The organism is Pedobacter petrophilus (assembly GCF_009674725.1).
Classification (GTDB): Bacteria; Bacteroidota; Bacteroidia; order Sphingobacteriales; family Sphingobacteriaceae; genus Pedobacter; species Pedobacter petrophilus.
The window spans coordinates 120808-136814 of the sequence record NZ_WKKH01000006.1; the positions used below are offsets into that span (position 1 = coordinate 120808).

Sequence of the window (16007 nt, forward strand, 5' to 3'; positions counted from 1 at the left end):
ACATCAGGTTTGTTTTTTGTTTCATTTACACAAGAAACAATTGAAAAAAGCAGAAAACTACCAAAAGTTATTTTTATTGCATTGGAAACCATTATCGTTATTGGCCGGGCAATGGAATATTTCTATCAGAATCTTTGATATAACGGATGACATTTCTTATCTCGCAATCACTTAACGTATCCATTCTAGCTGTTTTATAAGGCCCATTTTCACTAAACCATCCTTTGTGTTTTTTGGTAAAAGTATAGTCAACTATTTTTAAGCTATCCATCCTGGCTAAACCACGAAATGTCGCCCAACCCCTATCATCCTTTTCTGCAACATCAGGAGATAAGTGACAAAATTTGCAACTCAGATTAGAAATAATTTGTCCAGCATCATATGCATAATATCTGCATGTATCGATTACTTTTTTCTCTTTTTTTTCAATAATAGGTTTAACGTATTTAGGCTTGCCTTTACAACTATAAATTGAAAGAATAAATAAACTACCTAAACTTAGCTTGATTAAATTTGAAACCATTTGTTGGGCTATTTAAAAAATTTCCTAATAATTTTACTGTATTATTATTTAGATTCGTGTATGTACTTTTTGTCATGTCCTTTATATTTCTCATGATAAACTGCATCATATCTCCTCTCTCTGCATCAGAGATGGAATGCCCTGTATTATTGCCCAAGTGATACATTAGGCGATTTTTTTTACTATTATCTTCAATATCAACTAAACCTAATGTATGAAAAAACTCATGTACCCCTATGTATTTGTACCGTTTCCATACGTCATAGCTTATTACCGCCGGGCCACCCATTCCATTTGTAAGGCCACCTGAATAATGTCGTTTTCCTTGCTGATCTGTAAATTGATAACCAATGCTATCTACTACAGCCAATACAAAATCGTTCCCTTTTAATTCGTTCAACATCTTAATCTGTATCACATTTACACTAAAGTTAAAACTATATCGAATAGAGTAAGTTTGATTTTTGTTCAAATCGAATGCTTTTTTAGATGAATCATATTTAAAATATGATATCCCACCTTTATATCCACCGCCCCTTAGTTTCGAAGTAATTACCTGCTGGGTAAAAGTCATTAGGCTATTTAAGCTGGGTGCACCATCTGTGGTAAGATCAAGCACCTTTAAGGTGATGTTAAAATCGCCATAAAGCGTAAGTTCGCCACTGCCGTTATCGCTGATGCGCAGGTTTTTTGCCACAATACCACCCGATAGCGGCTGATTTTGTAGCATAGAAATATTAGTTTTGAATACGTCGATTAAATTAGCATACATGATAATTAAATTAACTATCATAAATATCGCAATTAATCATACAAATTAAAACGTACTTACAGCTTAACCATTTGATTTAAATCAAATTCCTGGTAATTTTACCTTTAATAATATATAAAGATGTAATACTGGTTTTATCAATAATGGTATCGCCTTTAAAATTCGGGTTAGATGAGCGTAGAATCAGTTTACTTTTATCGGCATGTTCAAAAATCATTTTGATGCTCCGCATGTGGTTTGCTTTTTCATCAGTCATGACAACATAAGCTTCACCCCACTGCAAAACTTCATAATTTGTTACTTCACGAACGGCAATGATTTCGCCGGAGGCATATCGCGGATACATGCTATCGCCATAAACCGGAAGATAGGCCGTGCAATCATTAAAGGGCTTATAATTCACAAAATACTCAGCCTTCTCTTCCATCAAATACAAAGTATCTGCATCAGATAGGCTGATATCAAAATAGGGCACGCCTTCTTTACTTTCAGAGATAAAAGGTCCTTTGTTGAGTAAAGGTTCGCCTACTCCGGTTTCCAGCCATTCTATATTTACATCGAACTTAAAGCTAAGCCTATCTTTGAAGCCATTGGAAATCCCAACCCTTCCCCGTAAAATATCTGAAAGTGAACCATCTTTGATATTCAATGCAGCTGCAAAATCCCGCTGAGTTCTAAAACTCAATATATTCATTACCGATTTTAAACGATCTATTTCAGTCATGTATAATGTTAGTAAGTTTGCTAATTTAATTTAGTTTTCCGTATTATTTAATTTAAATTTGTTATGTAACGATGTAAGGTAATCAATTGCCTTAGAATAACTACATCGGCCCAATTTTTTTAACATCCCATAACCAGTAAGTATAAAGACATTAAATTTTAAAGTTATGAACCACATCTTTGCCAATCAAGTATCCTCAAATTTAACGGAAAATATAAACCACATTTCCAGCCTTCCTGATCAAAAACTAAATCACCTGCTGGAACTTCTTACCAATATTATTCCGATAGCTTATATCTTCAGGTGTACGCCGAATGCTGCCCGCATTAGCCTCATTCTGGTTTTAGATCAACACCGCTATCAGGCTACAGAAGAAACTAAAGATATTCTGAAATTTCTGGCTTTAAGCCAAATTAATGTAGAACTGATTTACTATTCTTACGGGACAATCAATGATCTTCTTCAACGTGGCGATTTATTCTTTGCCACCTACTGCAGGCGTGTTAACTGTATTTATCAACACACTGCTAATTACGATTTTATCGAATCATCAGATATTACCCTGGCTGCAATGAAATCATCTTCGATGGCAATTTTAAACAATGGTTTGGAAAAAGCCAACAATTTTTTTGAAGGTGCAACGGCATATCTTGCTATGGGCAGGTTACACCTTGCAGCTTTTATGCTCCATCAAACCTGCGAGCAGGTATTAAAGCTCATTATAAAGTTGTATAATGGAAAAGATTTTAAGAGCCATCAACTGGCTTTGCTTCAGAAAAATGCAGGTTTCTATTTTCCGGAAATCAATAATATTTTCGATACAAAGGCCAGCAAAGAACTGAAGTGGCTGGAATTATTACAACAAGCTTATGTGGGTGCCCGTTATGATGATGATTATAAAATTGAACCAAAGCATTTGAGTTTTCTGCAAGAAAGAACCCTACAAATGCTCAACAAAATACGTAAACATGGCTTAATATTAGATTAGAATTTTAGACGTTTTTTTGCCTCCTGAATGCCAATAACCCCAAAGCAACAGCTACAGCCGCTAATGGTAACATATAATCATCAAGGTCGCATTGAACAGGCGGATCAAATCTATCCGTAATTACCTAAAGTAACTACCGGCAAAGACCCGTACAAAACGCATAAGTCAATAAGTCCGGCAGCCAGACTCACATCACCTGCTCTTGGCACTACATCAAATAGAATAATGCAATAAACTGACATTCTAGACTAGAGAAACAACTGGATTTAAAGGATCGCGGATGAGAAAGAATCCAACCATCCCCAGCGCGATGACTAAAGCAGGCAGGTAGTCGTCTAAAGGGGCATTATTCGGCCGTGCACCACTACAATAAGTAGAATTATTATAGGTAAAATCATAAATCCTTCCGTGCCCGGCCTCGCCTGACGGAGTATTTTTTGACGCAGCTACCTCGCAGTTAACAGCCGGAAATCTTTCCGTCAGCTCTTTTTGTGACGGACCATAGCTACTCCAGAATTCGTTAATATAACCACACATATAGTTATAATGGTTTCCATTATCTTTATAGCCCATAGTATTTCTAGGAACGAAACTCCCCGGAGCAGTCGAACTAGAATAAACAGGCCGCATGTCAGTAGAGCCGTAATAAGGTGCAGTTCCCAGATAAGTGATATAAATGCCTCTCCCATCTAAATTGCATCCTGAACCAGATGTTTGAGCATGACTTGAAGTGATTGCGACTAGAATAATAAGGATAGAAGAAATTAAAAACTTTGAGGGGAAATTCATTTGGAATAAATGGGTATATATATGACTATTTTTTTCGTATTACTTACACTACAAAATTATTCAAAATTGTAATATGAACAAAATGAATGAATGGTCATCACGATTAGAAATCGATAAAACTATACGCTTGAAAAATAGAATAATTTTCAAAAACTGCCTTTAGAAGCCCAAAAGTAAGTTTTATAAGGGGATTTATATTGAGACATAGCATTTAATGCCATGACATTAATCAATAACAATATTTTTACAAACAATTTTAATGCTATACTTTATTCATTCTGTTCACAACCTAAATTAGTATTGTTTTTGAGTGTTTTTTATGAAAATAGCCAGTAGAATTACCGCTAAAACGCTTTAGTTTAAGGCTTAGTTTGAAGTAAAAATGAAAGGAGTTTTTAAATGCTATCTTTATTCAAATTCGGAGTTTCAAACCCCTAAATCCATTAAAATCATGTGGAGTTGTAATCTAACAGGATGATGTAAATAACAAGAACAGTGGATCGAGACATGTTCGATGTTATGCTAATCCAAAAGAAATATAATTTCGCAAAAAGGTAGCTTGCAATTTCATGCAGTTAGATAGGTGGCTAATCGGCTCTAGCTGGATAACCTGCCCGATCTGCAGTACAGAAGAAAGCCTGGTAAAAATTTAGAAACAATAAATTAAAACTTACTTATCTGGTTCAATCAGGATAGACGAAAGCATGATATATCTTAGTCCATTGAACTCAGAAATTGCCCTGAATATTCCAAAAACAATTCGTTTATCTACAATAAGTTTTATTAGGGTTGATTACAAACCAATCATAACGAATCTGATATGATCTTCTTGCTATTTATTACAACTTACGCCTGAATAATTATTAAAAAAATAATTCAAAGCATTTAAAGCCTGTTTAAATTGAATAAAAAAGAATGTTAAGCCATGCATTAGGAAGTTTTTCTTTTGAGGCTTTTTCTCTTTTAATTAAATGCTATTAGCCTTTGATTTGAGGTTGTTTTCTTCTGTCTTGAGGTTATTATCTTGTAATTTGAAGTTATTTAGTTTGATTTTGAAGTTATTTTCTTCGAGACTGTTTAAATTTTCTTTTACTATATATTTATGCTGTTTTTATGTTATACTGAGTTTGCAGATAAATTAGGACTAATCTTCGAAGTATTTCCAAATAAATAGGGTCTTCAACAGGCTCAGACTGACTTACAAATATTTTTCATTCAAATTTAAACAGGCTCTTAATCTCGTTAAAGTCGCAAAGCGCCAATATATAACCCTTAAGAATTATCATGTGAATTTTGCGTTTTTGATAAATGTCATACGCATTCGTCTTTTATTTTAAATCCGAATATTAACAAGCTAACATAATCAATACTAGTTTATAGCATAAAGTATAGCATTTTGCATCACCAACTTTATGTCTTTCTATAGCATTACCTATGTCACTTTATTTGCCATTTGTACTTAAAAAATTTTATATTGTGTTTTTGTTTAATATTACGTTCCAACAATAAACGCCCCCCGATCAGAATCATGCGAAATCAAAAAGCACTCCTAAATTTCTTATTTATTAACCTCATTATCGCTTCCTTATTTAGCTGTGGTGTGCGCAAAGAGCGTACGTTATTTAATGCACCATCAGACATTGTGACGGATACAATTAAGCAGGTTTATGTAGTGAACGACCAGGGAATTAGTGATGCGTATTACAAAATTAAGGTGAATGATCAGCTGGCCATTCGTAACGTTCAGAATTTCGAATTTGGCGCAACTGCAGGGGGCAGTAATACCAATTCATCATCTGGCAGCAGCCAAAATACCCCAGGTGGAAGCATTCAAAATGTACTTTCATACCCGGTAGATCTTGATGGGAAAGTAAATTTACCAGCTATCGGAAAGGTAGATGTGCTGGGCTTAAGCCGACGGGAAGCAGCCATCAAAATTCAGGATATATATAAAACCAGGTTATTAAAGGAACCCATTATCGAACTTAGTGTAGTTAATTTGAAAGTTACTTTATTGGGCGAATTTGGCAAACAGGGCAACTTCCTTCTGGAACGTGACAACACCACGTTAATTGATATCATCGGTGAAGCAGGCGGAATCAGCAAAACAGCCGATCCAAAAACACTTAAAATCATTCGTGGTGATCGTACAAACCCGGAATTAATTTACGTTAATTTAAACGACATTAATAGTTTAGCCAGCAAAAAATTAATTCTTCAAAACCACGACATCATCGTACTCCAACCAACCAAAAGCGCAGCCACGAGCGATAAATTACAAAGTCTGAACAACATTTTGCAACCATTACTGGTCGTAGTCAATTTAGCGGTGCTCATCTTCACGGTTACGAGGTAGTTAGTCGTTAGTCGTTAGTCGTTAGTCGTTAGTCGTTAGTCGTTAGTGAAAACAATTTTGGAATGATGGTTTCTATTTACTCTTTTTTAAAAAATTTTACTTTCTAATCCCCCAATCTTTATTTCACGCCGTTTCACTTCAGGGGGAAGGTGCCAACAGGAAGATAGGACCTCAGCTCTTTGAAACAAAATTATTCGAAACTTTTTTTGTTTCACAATAATGTTTCAAATCTGTATCGGCGCAAATAGAGATTAACGGCAGTTGCTGCACAACCCGCTACCATTAAGTTTAATTTAAATTCATCCCTAAAGCCCAAACCAAATAAGTTAAAATACAGCTAACACTTGCAAAATATCATCAACCTGCAGCAACTCATTCGTCTTTTTCCATTGACGAATCTCACTAAGTACAAAACATTTATAATAATATCATTTCTTTTGAGAAATTGATTTTATCTTTATGTATTAATGATTGCTCCCCAAACTTCAAAAACAAAACACATTGACAGAGTTAGTGCAAGAGAAAAAGGCTGTTAGCCAGAGTATCGATTTTTATAAAATATTCCGGGTATTTTTAAGCAGGTGGTATTGGGTGGCGGCAACGGTTACTATTTCGCTTTGCGGTGCCTGGCTTTACCTGTGGTATACCCCTCCTATCTATCAAACAGGAGCTTCATTAAAATTAGAAGAAAGTAACCCCACTATCGGAACCGGCGGCGGCCAAATGGCCATGCAAAACTATAACTACACCGATAAAATTCAGGCAGAAAGTTTTACCATTCGCAGTAACGAAGTAATTGCCAACGCCGTAAAAACGCTTGATTACAAAATTAGTTACTATTTAAAAGGCCGTGTCCGCACAACCGAGCTTTACCCAAATGTGCCGTTTGTAATCGAAATTACTAAACAAGACAGTGTTAATTTTAGCCGTTCGCTCTATTCGGCAACAGGGAAAGATGATAAACATTTTGAACTCGCACCTGCGGATAACGAAGATCAGAAAGTCACTTATCAATACGGACAACTGATTAATACAGGTAACATGTCATTCCGGATTAAAGATAGAATTCCGGTAAATAGCACCTACCAATTTAAATTTAACAGTCAGGACGATTTTATAGGCAGAGCAATGGGTGGCTTAAACATTGGCGAAGCCGCAAGGTTTACCAACGTAATGGGACTGAGTCAAACCGATGGAAATGCCGTTTTCGCAGCCGACATCCTCAATGCCATTATGAAAGAATACGTAAAGTACGACGTCATTCAGAGGAGGCGATCAGCCAACCAAACGGTAGATTTCATTAATAACCAACTGGGATTTATCAATACCGAAGCCGGAAAATCAGGCAATACCTTAGCCAATTACAAAACCCGCAACAACATGGTAGACATGAGTTCTTCCACTTCCATGACTGTTGGGAAACTAGCTGATTTCGAAAAACAAAAAACAGAACTTAACCTGAAACAATTGGGCATAAAACAACTTCAGGAACAAGTAAACAGCAATAAGGCGAAAGTAGAAATTGGTTTAGACCTGGAAGGAGACATCAATTCCGGAATGGGAACTTTGGTTACCAAACTAAACTCCCTGCTGGCAAACAGAGAAGCGAAGCTTAGCCAGTTTAACAGCGATTCGCAACCCATAAAACAAATTGAACAGCAAATTTCAAATATCAAGACCAGCATTAGAAACGCTGTTGCCGGGATGCTGAGACAAAACGAGCAAACCATCCGCTATATTGATAGTCAAATTTCAGGCGTTACACAGCGCATGAGTTCCATTCCACAAAAGGAACAAAACTTTGTGAAGTTACAAACCAATTTCGAAGTAAATAATAAGGTTCGCTCTTACCTGTCCGAGAAAAAACTCGAAGCAGAAATGAATGCGGCGGCAATTGTGCCTGGTGCATCAATTGTGAACCCGGCTTATCCTTCATATTATGCCATTTCTCCAAACGGAAACAAAGCCTATAGTACTGCTTTAATGTTAGGTTTAGCATCAGGCTTTGGATTGATTTTACTCGTTCGCTTCCTCAATCCTTATATCTACGATAAGGAAACAGTAGAAGGTTTAACCCACACCCCTATTATTGGTGTGATCCGTAAATTTTCTGATTATATAGATCAGGATAGCAGACAAGCACTTTCACTATCGAAACCCAAATCCGTATTTGCAGAATCTGTCCGATCGGTGAGAACGAACCTGAGTTTCCTCGCCAGTCATAAAGAAAGTAAAGTTATCTGTATAACCTCCGAGGTATCAGGAGAAGGAAAATCATTCGTTACCATTAACCTGGCCAGTACCCTTGCTTTAATTGAAAAGAAAATAATATTAATAGCTGCAGATCTAAGAAAATCGAAATTACACAGGGCATTTGGCAGCGACAATAAAAAAGGCCTCAGTTCATTACTATCCGGACAGTCAACTTTAGAGCAGGTGATGATTCATGATGAAGTGCACCACATCGATTTCATTCCAGCCGGGCCGGTACCGCCAAACCCGTCAGAATTACTGCACAACGAAGCCATGAAAGATTTGCTGTCCAAACTTCAGCAGCAGTATGATTATGTTTTAATTGATACCGCACCAGTGGGTCTGGTTTCAGATGCAATTCCGTTAATCAGATCAGCAGACATCAACCTATTTGTAATCCGTTCGGGCGTTTCACAGCAGCGTGCGGCCAACATTCCCGAACGTCTATCCAGAGAATACGGCTTAAGTAATCTGGCAATTATTTTAAATGCCTTTGGTGATGATGCCCTGCACTCGAACTATTATACCACCGATTATTCCCGCGGAGGAGGCAACAGTACTTATTATTATTCAGACTATAGTGGTTACTCCGGATCTGGTTATTACGACGATGAAAACCGGAAATGGTGGATGTTTTGGAAAAAGAAATAGTTGTTAGTCGTTAGTCGTTAGTCGTTAGTCGTTAGTCGTTAGTCGTTAGTCGTTAGTCGTTAGTCGTTAGTCAAAACAATTTCGGAATGATTGTTTCGCTTTATTCCATATTTTTTTTTTAAAAAAACATTCACCTTTTCATCTTTTTGCCATAAAAATCATGACCACAAGTCTTTTCCTTTCAATGGCAAAGGTGCAGACAAGCAGATTGAAGCACTTTGATTTATCTCAACAAAAAACCATAAAAAATCAAACCAGAACACAGTTAAATAAGTATTTTTGCCTGTACCCCAGATGCTAACTATATTATAAAGATGACTCGCCTTAAAAGCCATGCCCATTATATTAGTAAAAAGATCAATAATGTAATTGAGATATTACCCAAATCAACTTTAGCGAGATTAATTTAAAAATATGATCGATAACAGTTATCGTTGGTATCCGGTTTATACCCGTTCCCGGGCGGAGAAGAAGGCTTTTGAAGAATTAAACAGAAAAGGCATTACCACTTACCTTCCCCTTCATAAAACACTCAAACAGTGGAGCGATCGCAAAAAATTTATTGAAGAGCCCCTCCTTAAATCATATCTCTTTGTGTATATTTCAAGCAAAGAATATGCAGAAGTACTCATGACGAATGGCATTGCCAGATTTTTATATTTTTCAGGGAACATAGCATCAATGCCCGGGCAGCAAATTGAACACCTGAAATTACTATTAGCAACCGAGCAAGAATTAGCCGTATTTGATTATGATATCAAACCCGGACAAAAAGTGCTCGTAAAAGCAGGTCCATTTAAAGATATGATAGCGGAAATGGTATCTGTACAAAATAAACAGCGCATCATATTGCGATTAGATAATATCGGTTATTCTATAGAAATCAATACTTCGGTCGCGTTTGTAGAACCGATTTAAGTGTAGCAGATTCTTTGGGGTTAAATATCTTTTTTAAAGAATGGCTCAAGGCACATAAATCCCTTGAGTAACCTATAAAAATTAAAATGCAAAAGTTGAACAGTTCTTAAACTATTTAGCTTTGTTAACAATACATCAGGCTGAGTTGTCCATTCGATAACCAGCATGTTTAAAACAATAATCGGTTCATTTTTTAAAAAAGAAATGTGACTGAAGGGGCGAAGCTGCGTCCGGCCATCAGACCAGTTGACAATCAAAAATTAAAACATTCCGGAAAACTTAGCGTCAGCGGAATTGAATTCGTGGTTGTACAGCCAGTTAAATAATGTGTAGAATAGCAGGAATTATAGATAAAAACGCTGATCTGGAACAATTGGAAAACGACATTAAGTTAATGTGCGATTCCATGCAACACGGAGGCCCGGATGATGAAGGCTTTTATGCTGACGATTCCATTGGTCTCAGATTTGGACACCGCAGGTTAGCATTGATCGACCTCTCTTCGCGAGGGCATCAGCCCATGCAAACTCCAGGAAAAGAGTCCATCATCACCTTTAATGGTGAAATTTATAATTTCCGCGAGTTAAAAGCAGAATTATCAACATCAGGCTACCAATTTCAAACTGAAAGTGATACAGAAGTCATCCTTGCCGCCTACCAGATCTGGGGAACTAAAAGCTTCCAGAAATTTAATGGAATGTTTGCTTTTGCAATCCATGATCAAATCAAACAGCTCACTTATCTCGTTCGCGATCCATCAGGAATCAAGCCTTTATACTATTCTACCCAACAAAACCGGCTGGTATTTTCTTCTGAAGTAAAGGCTTTTGAAAAAATTAGTTACCCATACGTTGAAGAGCCAAAGTGGAAGATTTATTTTCTGGCTTTCGGACATATCCCCCAGCCTTTCACCACGCTTCAGGCAGTATTCTCGTTGAAACCGGGAAACTTTCTGACCTGGAATCACCAACATCAAACTTATGAAATCACATCATTTGAAAAAATAGCACCGGCGAAAACAGTTACCGCAGCAATAGAAGCCGTAACTCAGGTGAACAAAACGCTGGAAGATGCCGTTAATTGTCACCTCATTGCAGATGCACCAATCGGTGTATTTTTAAGTGGCGGAATAGATTCCAGCATCATTACCCTTTTAGCCGATAAGAAAACTGGACAAAACCTCAAAAGTTTATCCATAAATTTTGGTGAGAAAGCATTTTCAGAAGAAAAATATCAACAACTAATTACTGCAAAAACCAGCGGAATCCACCAGACTTATCTGGTAGAAGAACAAGATTTAAATGCCAGCTTTGAAACGATTATGCATGCAATGGATCAACCCACTAATGATGGCATTAATTCCTGGTTTGTAAATAAATATGCTAAAGAAAATGGCTTAAAAGCTGTTTTATCCGGAATTGGCGCAGATGAACTTTTCGGCGGATACCCATCATTCAGCAGAATGGGAATAATCAAGGCACTTAAAATGTTGCCCCCTTTTATACTGCGCTTTTGCAGAAAGCTACCGTCAGAAAAGTTAAAAAGAATCTACTACCTCAGTTACCGGAATCCAATTGGAGAATATCTTTTCCTTCGTGGCTTTTATATTCCGGAAGCCATTGCTCGAATTTTAAATATCAGCAAGAAAGAAATCGATCAGTTGTTCGAAAACTTTCCTATTGATGAAAAAGTAAGTCAATTAAGTGGACCCGAAAGAGCCTCCTGGTTTGAAACACATATTTTCATGCAAAACCAATTGCTAAAAGATACCGACTTTATGAGCATGAGTCATGGAATAGAAGTCCGTGTTCCCTTTCTGGATCAAAACTTCCTGGAAACGATTGATGGCATTGCACCACAACAAAGATTTCCGGCCGAGAAAAAAGGGTTATTAATTGAAGCATTTAAAAACATACTCCCCGAAGCCGTTTGGAACCGGCCAAAAATGGGGTTTAGTTTCCCGCTTCAGCAATGGTTTATCAAAGGAGGTCAGATTTCCAATGAACAGCTGTACGCAGGAAACGGATTTGCCAAACAGCAGATTCAAAAGTTCAAAGCAGGCAAAATGCATTGGTCAAAAGCCTTCGCACTTTACCAGGTATTTATAAAAAATTAAGCCAGAAAGGCCCGCAAAAAACATAAAACGATAAACGAACAACCAAAAACGAACAACGATAAACGACCAACGACCAACGATAAACCCTTTGAAAAACGAGAAAATCTTATTTTTAAGTTTACATAGTTTCAGCTTAACAGGCGGCATAGAAAAAGTATGCAGGTGCGTGAGTAAAATCCTTTCTGATTTAAATACATTATCAAAAAATAATCACCAGTTATTGAGCCTTTATGATGATCAGCCCGACTCTAAGTACATTGATGCCAAAAGTTTTAAAGGCTTTAATGGGAAACGATTAGCCTTTCTTTTTAACACGATCAGGATAGGTTTAAATGCCAATACGATTCTTTTAAGCCATATTAACCTATTGCTTTTTGCCTGGATTTTGAATAAAATTCAACCAAAAAAACGAATTATTCTGATTGCTCACGGCATCGAAATCTGGACTGAACTTCCTAAATGGAAAACCAGATTCCTACAGAAGAGTACAGAAGTTTGGGCAGTTAGTGAGTATACAGCAAGGCAAATCCAAAAAATACATCACCTGGTTCCCGCAAAAATCAAAATCCTGAACAACAGTCTGGATCCATTTTTTTCCATTCCAGCCGGTTTCTCGAAACCTGGGATGCTTTCGCAACGATACCAGCTTTCCAGCAGCACAAAAGTACTATTTACTTTAACCCGTCTATCTTCTCAGGAACAATATAAAGGTTACGATCAGGTCATATTGGCTTTAAAAAACCTGCCTGAAGATGTAATTTACATCTTAGCGGGCAAGGCCGATGAAAAAGAAGAAGCAAGAGTATTAAGCCTGATCGCAGCACATAAACTGGTCCACCGTGTAATCCTGACTGGTTTTTTAGCTGAAGATGAGGTTCAAAAACATTTCCTGCTGGCTGATCTATTTGTGATGCCAAGCAAAGGAGAAGGTTTCGGAATTGCCTTTATCGAAGCCGCAGCATGTGGTCTTGCTTCCATCGCAGGCAATGCCGATGGCAGCCGGGATGCCTTGCTGAATGGAAAACTGGGAGATTTTGTCGACCCAAACAATGTTGAGGAGCTTTCCAAAGCAATTGCCAAACATTTAGCGCTTCCGAAGTCAGCAGCCGATGCACTACACCTTCAAAAGCTATGTTTAAATGCGTTCAGTTTTGAACAATATAAAACCAACTTTCTAAATCTATTATCAAATTAGATGAAGTACCCTCAGCAAAATATGCCTGACAAAAAAGAAGCTTTACCGGCATCCTTTTCGCAAAAAAAAGTAGTCAGTTTTTCACCTTTTTATGGAGCATAAAGAAGAATATAACTGGACGATCGAAGCAAAAGCTTCCTTATTCGATTTAAGAATAAATGAAATCTGGGCCTACCGGGATTTGTTATGGCTCCTCGTACGTCGGGATTTTGTATCCTTCTACAAGCAGACCATTTTAGGGCCACTCTGGTTTTTCATCCAGCCCCTTTTTACCACCATCATCTTCACTTTTATTTTCGGAAACCTGGCAGGTATTTCTACCGATGGTTTGCCGAAACCGTTATTCTACATGGCAGGTATAACCGCATGGAATTACTTTGCAGACTGCTTAACCAAAACATCAACCGTATTTAAAGACAATGCCGGTATTTTCGGAAAAGTCTATTTCCCAAGGTTAATTATGCCACTCAGCATTGTAGCAAGCAACCTGGTGCGCTTTGGTGTGCAAATGCTGCTCTTCCTGCTGATGATGGCTTATTATTATTTTATAGGTGCAAAATTCAACATTACCTGGGCCATTTCGCTCTTCCCAATTATTGTGATATTAATGGCCTTGCTGGGCTTAGGTGCTGGAATGATCATTTCCGCAATGACCACAAAATACCGCGACCTGGCTTTTCTCGTTTCATTCGGAGTGCAACTGTTAATGTACGCCACCACAGTTATTTATCCGTTATCAGAAGCCATAAAAAAATACCCGGCCTATGCCTGGATCATCAAATACAACCCCATGACACCCATCATCGAAACTTTCAGATATGGATTCCTTGGCGAAGGAAGCTTTAGTTGGGAAAGTTTAGGCTATGCTTGTGGAGTAACACTCGGTTTGTTGGTTTTCGGAGTTGTGGTATTTAATAAGGTAGAGCGGAATTTTGTGGATACTATTTAGGTTGGGGAGTTGGGAAGTTGAAGAGTTGGGGAGTTGAATAAAAATATTATCTTTAAATAATCATCCTTTATTTATTTGAATATTAAACTAAATAAAGATTATGTATGTATATCCATTCGAAAAATTAGAAGTTTGGCAATTGTCTAGAAAATTCAGAAAAGAAATTTATAGTTTAGTTAATCAATTTCCAAGAGAAGAAATGTTTGGTTTAACCAGTCAAATAAAACGGTCAGCAAGTAGTATTGGTGACAATATTTCTGAAGGATCAGCAAGAATTACCGCTAAAGACCGAGCGCATTTTTTTGTTATTGCCTATTCAAGTGCAATTGAAACTGTAAATCATTTAATTGGTGCATTAGATTTACTGTATATCTCAGAACATGATTACTTGACATTAAGACTTAAAATAGAAGAAATACACAAATAAGTTAAATGCACTACATAAAGCCCAGTTTAGAGCTAAGTCTTAAAACAACTTAATATCAAAACCCACACCTTACCAAAATACAACTCACCAACGTCACAATGCCTCCAGCCATAAAAGTAGAAAACCTCAGTAAAGCTTACCAACTAGGTCAAATTGGCACGGGTACCATTAGTCGGGATTTAGAGCGTTGGTATGCGCGGGTACGGGGAAAGGAAGATCCGTTTTTGCGAATCGGAGAAAGTAATAATCAAAATACCAGGAGCGCGAGTGATGTAGTCTGGAGTTTGAAAGACATTAATTTTGAAATTGAACAGGGGGATGCAGTGGGTATTATTGGCCGGAATGGCGCAGGTAAAAGTACACTCCTTAAAATCTTAAGCAAAGTAACTGCCCCTACTACAGGTAAAATTTCAGGAAAAGGAAGAATTGCGAGCCTGTTAGAAGTAGGTACAGGTTTCCACCCGGAATTAAGTGGAAGAGAAAACATCTTTTTAAACGGTGCCATTTTAGGCATGCGTAAAAAGGAAATCCAACGTAAACTCGAAGAAATTGTAGATTTTGCGGGAATTGAACGCTACCTCGACACACCCGTGAAACGCTATTCATCGGGCATGTATGTACGCCTGGCCTTTGCCGTTGCAGCACACCTGGAATCGGAAATCTTAATCGTAGATGAAGTATTAGCCGTAGGTGATGCAGAATTTCAAAAGAAATGTTTGGGTAAAATGGGCGAAGTGAGTAAAGGTGAAGGTAGGACGGTGTTGTTTGTGAGCCATAATATGACCGCCGTATTAAACCTTTGTAGTAAAGGAGTTATGCTTAAAAATGGAAAGGTTTCATTTTTCGGGAATATAAGCAGTACAATTGAAGCATATCATAATGAAAGTCAAACTTCATCATTGATAATTCCCCGGAAAAATAAAAAGGTTTATATTACTGATTTTTATTTAGTTAACGATCAAAACATCAAAACGACTACCATTTCGCTCCATTCATATACAAAATTTGTAATAAAAATTTTCTCAAAAGTAGCTAAACAGCCAGTTAATGTTGGCTATGGAATTGATGACATTTATGAAAATAGATTATTTACACTGTTTTCAAAATTTTATGGAAAAACATATTCTTTAAAAGTTGGTGAAAACATAATTGAATGCTATATAAGCTCCATGATACTAAAACCTAATAATTACAAAATTAAAATTTTTGTTGGAAATGACTTTGAGACGCTTGATTATTATGAGGATGGTATTAATTTTAAAGTAGTTCCGAGAGAGAATGTTTTTCTCGAGCTACCTGATGCAAGCCAAGGTTCGTTGGTATTGAATCATTATTGGAGTTAACTT

General features: G+C 37.1%; 14 protein-coding genes. 9 read left to right on the plus strand and 5 right to left on the minus strand.

Features of this window, described 5'->3' with window-relative positions:
• Nucleotides 1-97: 97 nt before the first annotated feature.
• From GJU39_RS05840 to GJU39_RS05850, 3 genes are read right to left on the minus strand one after another with little or no spacing between them, the layout of a single operon-like run.
• Nucleotides 98-523: a hypothetical protein gene (locus tag GJU39_RS05840; RefSeq protein WP_154279765.1), complete on the minus strand. Its 426-nt coding sequence runs from the start codon at nucleotides 521-523 to the stop codon at nucleotides 98-100.
• Nucleotides 489-1316, minus strand: coding sequence for a hypothetical protein (locus tag GJU39_RS05845; protein ID WP_154279766.1), 828 nt, complete (start codon nucleotides 1314-1316; stop codon nucleotides 489-491). Before GJU39_RS05845 ends, GJU39_RS05840 begins: the two co-directional genes overlap by 35 nt.
• 55 nt (nucleotides 1317-1371) lie before the next feature.
• Nucleotides 1372-2019: a LexA family transcriptional regulator gene (locus GJU39_RS05850; RefSeq protein ID WP_154279767.1), complete on the minus strand. Its 648-nt coding sequence runs from the start codon at nucleotides 2017-2019 to the stop codon at nucleotides 1372-1374.
• Nucleotides 2020-2185: 166 nt separating this feature from the next.
• On the opposite strand from GJU39_RS05850, the gene GJU39_RS05855 reads away from it, so the two are divergent.
• Nucleotides 2186-3007 (plus strand): HEPN domain-containing protein, encoded by an 822-nt coding sequence (locus GJU39_RS05855; protein WP_154279768.1) that lies wholly within the window; start codon nucleotides 2186-2188, stop codon nucleotides 3005-3007.
• A 110-nt stretch (nucleotides 3008-3117) separates the two neighbouring features.
• On the opposite strand, the gene GJU39_RS24070 is transcribed toward GJU39_RS05855, so the two are convergent.
• Together GJU39_RS24070 and GJU39_RS05860 are read right to left on the minus strand one after the other, a co-directional pair.
• On the minus strand, nucleotides 3118-3249 hold the full coding sequence (locus GJU39_RS24070) for a hypothetical protein (protein ID WP_280790407.1): 132 nt from the start codon (nucleotides 3247-3249) through the stop codon (nucleotides 3118-3120).
• 1 nt (nucleotide 3250) lies between these two features.
• Nucleotides 3251-3637: a hypothetical protein gene (locus GJU39_RS05860; RefSeq protein ID WP_154279769.1), complete on the minus strand. Its 387-nt coding sequence runs from the start codon at nucleotides 3635-3637 to the stop codon at nucleotides 3251-3253.
• Nucleotides 3638-5324: 1687 nt separating this feature from the next.
• Here GJU39_RS05860 and GJU39_RS05865 point away from each other — a divergent pair.
• The 8 genes from GJU39_RS05865 to GJU39_RS05900 all read left to right on the plus strand — a co-directional run bounded on the left by GJU39_RS05865 (nucleotide 5325) and on the right by GJU39_RS05900 (nucleotide 16004).
• Nucleotides 5325-6152 carry a polysaccharide biosynthesis/export family protein gene (locus GJU39_RS05865; protein WP_154279770.1) on the plus strand — a complete coding sequence of 276 codons (828 nt, stop codon included), beginning with the start codon at nucleotides 5325-5327 and terminating at the stop codon, nucleotides 6150-6152.
• A 501-nt stretch (nucleotides 6153-6653) separates the two neighbouring features.
• A complete protein-coding gene (locus tag GJU39_RS05870) occupies nucleotides 6654-9056 on the plus strand; it encodes a GumC family protein (RefSeq protein ID WP_167515643.1) in 2403 nt (800 codons plus the stop codon).
• Between the two features lie 414 nt (nucleotides 9057-9470).
• Nucleotides 9471-9974, plus strand: coding sequence for a UpxY family transcription antiterminator (locus GJU39_RS05875; RefSeq protein ID WP_154279772.1), 504 nt, complete (start codon nucleotides 9471-9473; stop codon nucleotides 9972-9974).
• A 325-nt stretch (nucleotides 9975-10299) separates the two neighbouring features.
• On the plus strand, nucleotides 10300-12090 hold the full coding sequence (gene asnB, locus GJU39_RS05880; RefSeq protein ID WP_154279773.1) for an asparagine synthase (glutamine-hydrolyzing): 1791 nt from the start codon (nucleotides 10300-10302) through the stop codon (nucleotides 12088-12090).
• An 88-nt stretch (nucleotides 12091-12178) separates the two neighbouring features.
• Nucleotides 12179-13285, plus strand: a complete 1107-nt coding sequence (locus GJU39_RS05885) for a glycosyltransferase family 4 protein (RefSeq protein ID WP_154279774.1) — start codon at nucleotides 12179-12181, stop codon at nucleotides 13283-13285.
• A gap of 91 nt (nucleotides 13286-13376) precedes the next feature.
• Nucleotides 13377-14234, plus strand: coding sequence for an ABC transporter permease (locus tag GJU39_RS05890; protein WP_154279775.1), 858 nt, complete (start codon nucleotides 13377-13379; stop codon nucleotides 14232-14234).
• A 100-nt stretch (nucleotides 14235-14334) separates the two neighbouring features.
• Complete coding sequence (locus GJU39_RS05895) at nucleotides 14335-14661, plus strand: four helix bundle protein (protein WP_167515644.1); 327 nt, start codon at nucleotides 14335-14337, stop codon at nucleotides 14659-14661.
• A gap of 98 nt (nucleotides 14662-14759) precedes the next feature.
• Nucleotides 14760-16004 (plus strand): ABC transporter ATP-binding protein, encoded by a 1245-nt coding sequence (locus GJU39_RS05900; protein WP_154279776.1) that lies wholly within the window; start codon nucleotides 14760-14762, stop codon nucleotides 16002-16004.
• Nucleotides 16005-16007 lie beyond the last annotated feature (3 nt).

What these genes read in the sequence shown, in the direction of transcription:
- GJU39_RS05840 (WP_154279765.1), bottom strand. Translation starts at nt 523, where the DNA reads ATGGTTTCAAATTTAATCAAGCTAAGTTTAGGTAGTTTATTTATTCTT.
- GJU39_RS05845 (WP_154279766.1), bottom strand. Translation starts at nt 1,316, where the DNA reads ATGATAGTTAATTTAATTATCATGTATGCTAATTTAATCGACGTATTC.
- GJU39_RS05850 (WP_154279767.1), bottom strand. Translation starts at nt 2,019, where the DNA reads ATGACTGAAATAGATCGTTTAAAATCGGTAATGAATATATTGAGTTTT.
- GJU39_RS05855 (WP_154279768.1), top strand. Translation starts at nt 2,186, where the DNA reads ATGAACCACATCTTTGCCAATCAAGTATCCTCAAATTTAACGGAAAAT.
- GJU39_RS24070 (WP_280790407.1), bottom strand. Translation starts at nt 3,249, where the DNA reads ATGTCAGTTTATTGCATTATTCTATTTGATGTAGTGCCAAGAGCAGGT.
- GJU39_RS05860 (WP_154279769.1), bottom strand. Translation starts at nt 3,637, where the DNA reads ATGCGGCCTGTTTATTCTAGTTCGACTGCTCCGGGGAGTTTCGTTCCT.
- GJU39_RS05865 (WP_154279770.1), top strand. Translation starts at nt 5,325, where the DNA reads ATGCGAAATCAAAAAGCACTCCTAAATTTCTTATTTATTAACCTCATT.
- GJU39_RS05875 (WP_154279772.1), top strand. Translation starts at nt 9,471, where the DNA reads ATGATCGATAACAGTTATCGTTGGTATCCGGTTTATACCCGTTCCCGG.
- asnB (WP_154279773.1), top strand. Translation starts at nt 10,300, where the DNA reads ATGTGTAGAATAGCAGGAATTATAGATAAAAACGCTGATCTGGAACAA.
- GJU39_RS05890 (WP_154279775.1), top strand. Translation starts at nt 13,377, where the DNA reads ATGGAGCATAAAGAAGAATATAACTGGACGATCGAAGCAAAAGCTTCC.
- GJU39_RS05895 (WP_167515644.1), top strand. Translation starts at nt 14,335, where the DNA reads ATGTATGTATATCCATTCGAAAAATTAGAAGTTTGGCAATTGTCTAGA.
- GJU39_RS05900 (WP_154279776.1), top strand. Translation starts at nt 14,760, where the DNA reads ATGCCTCCAGCCATAAAAGTAGAAAACCTCAGTAAAGCTTACCAACTA.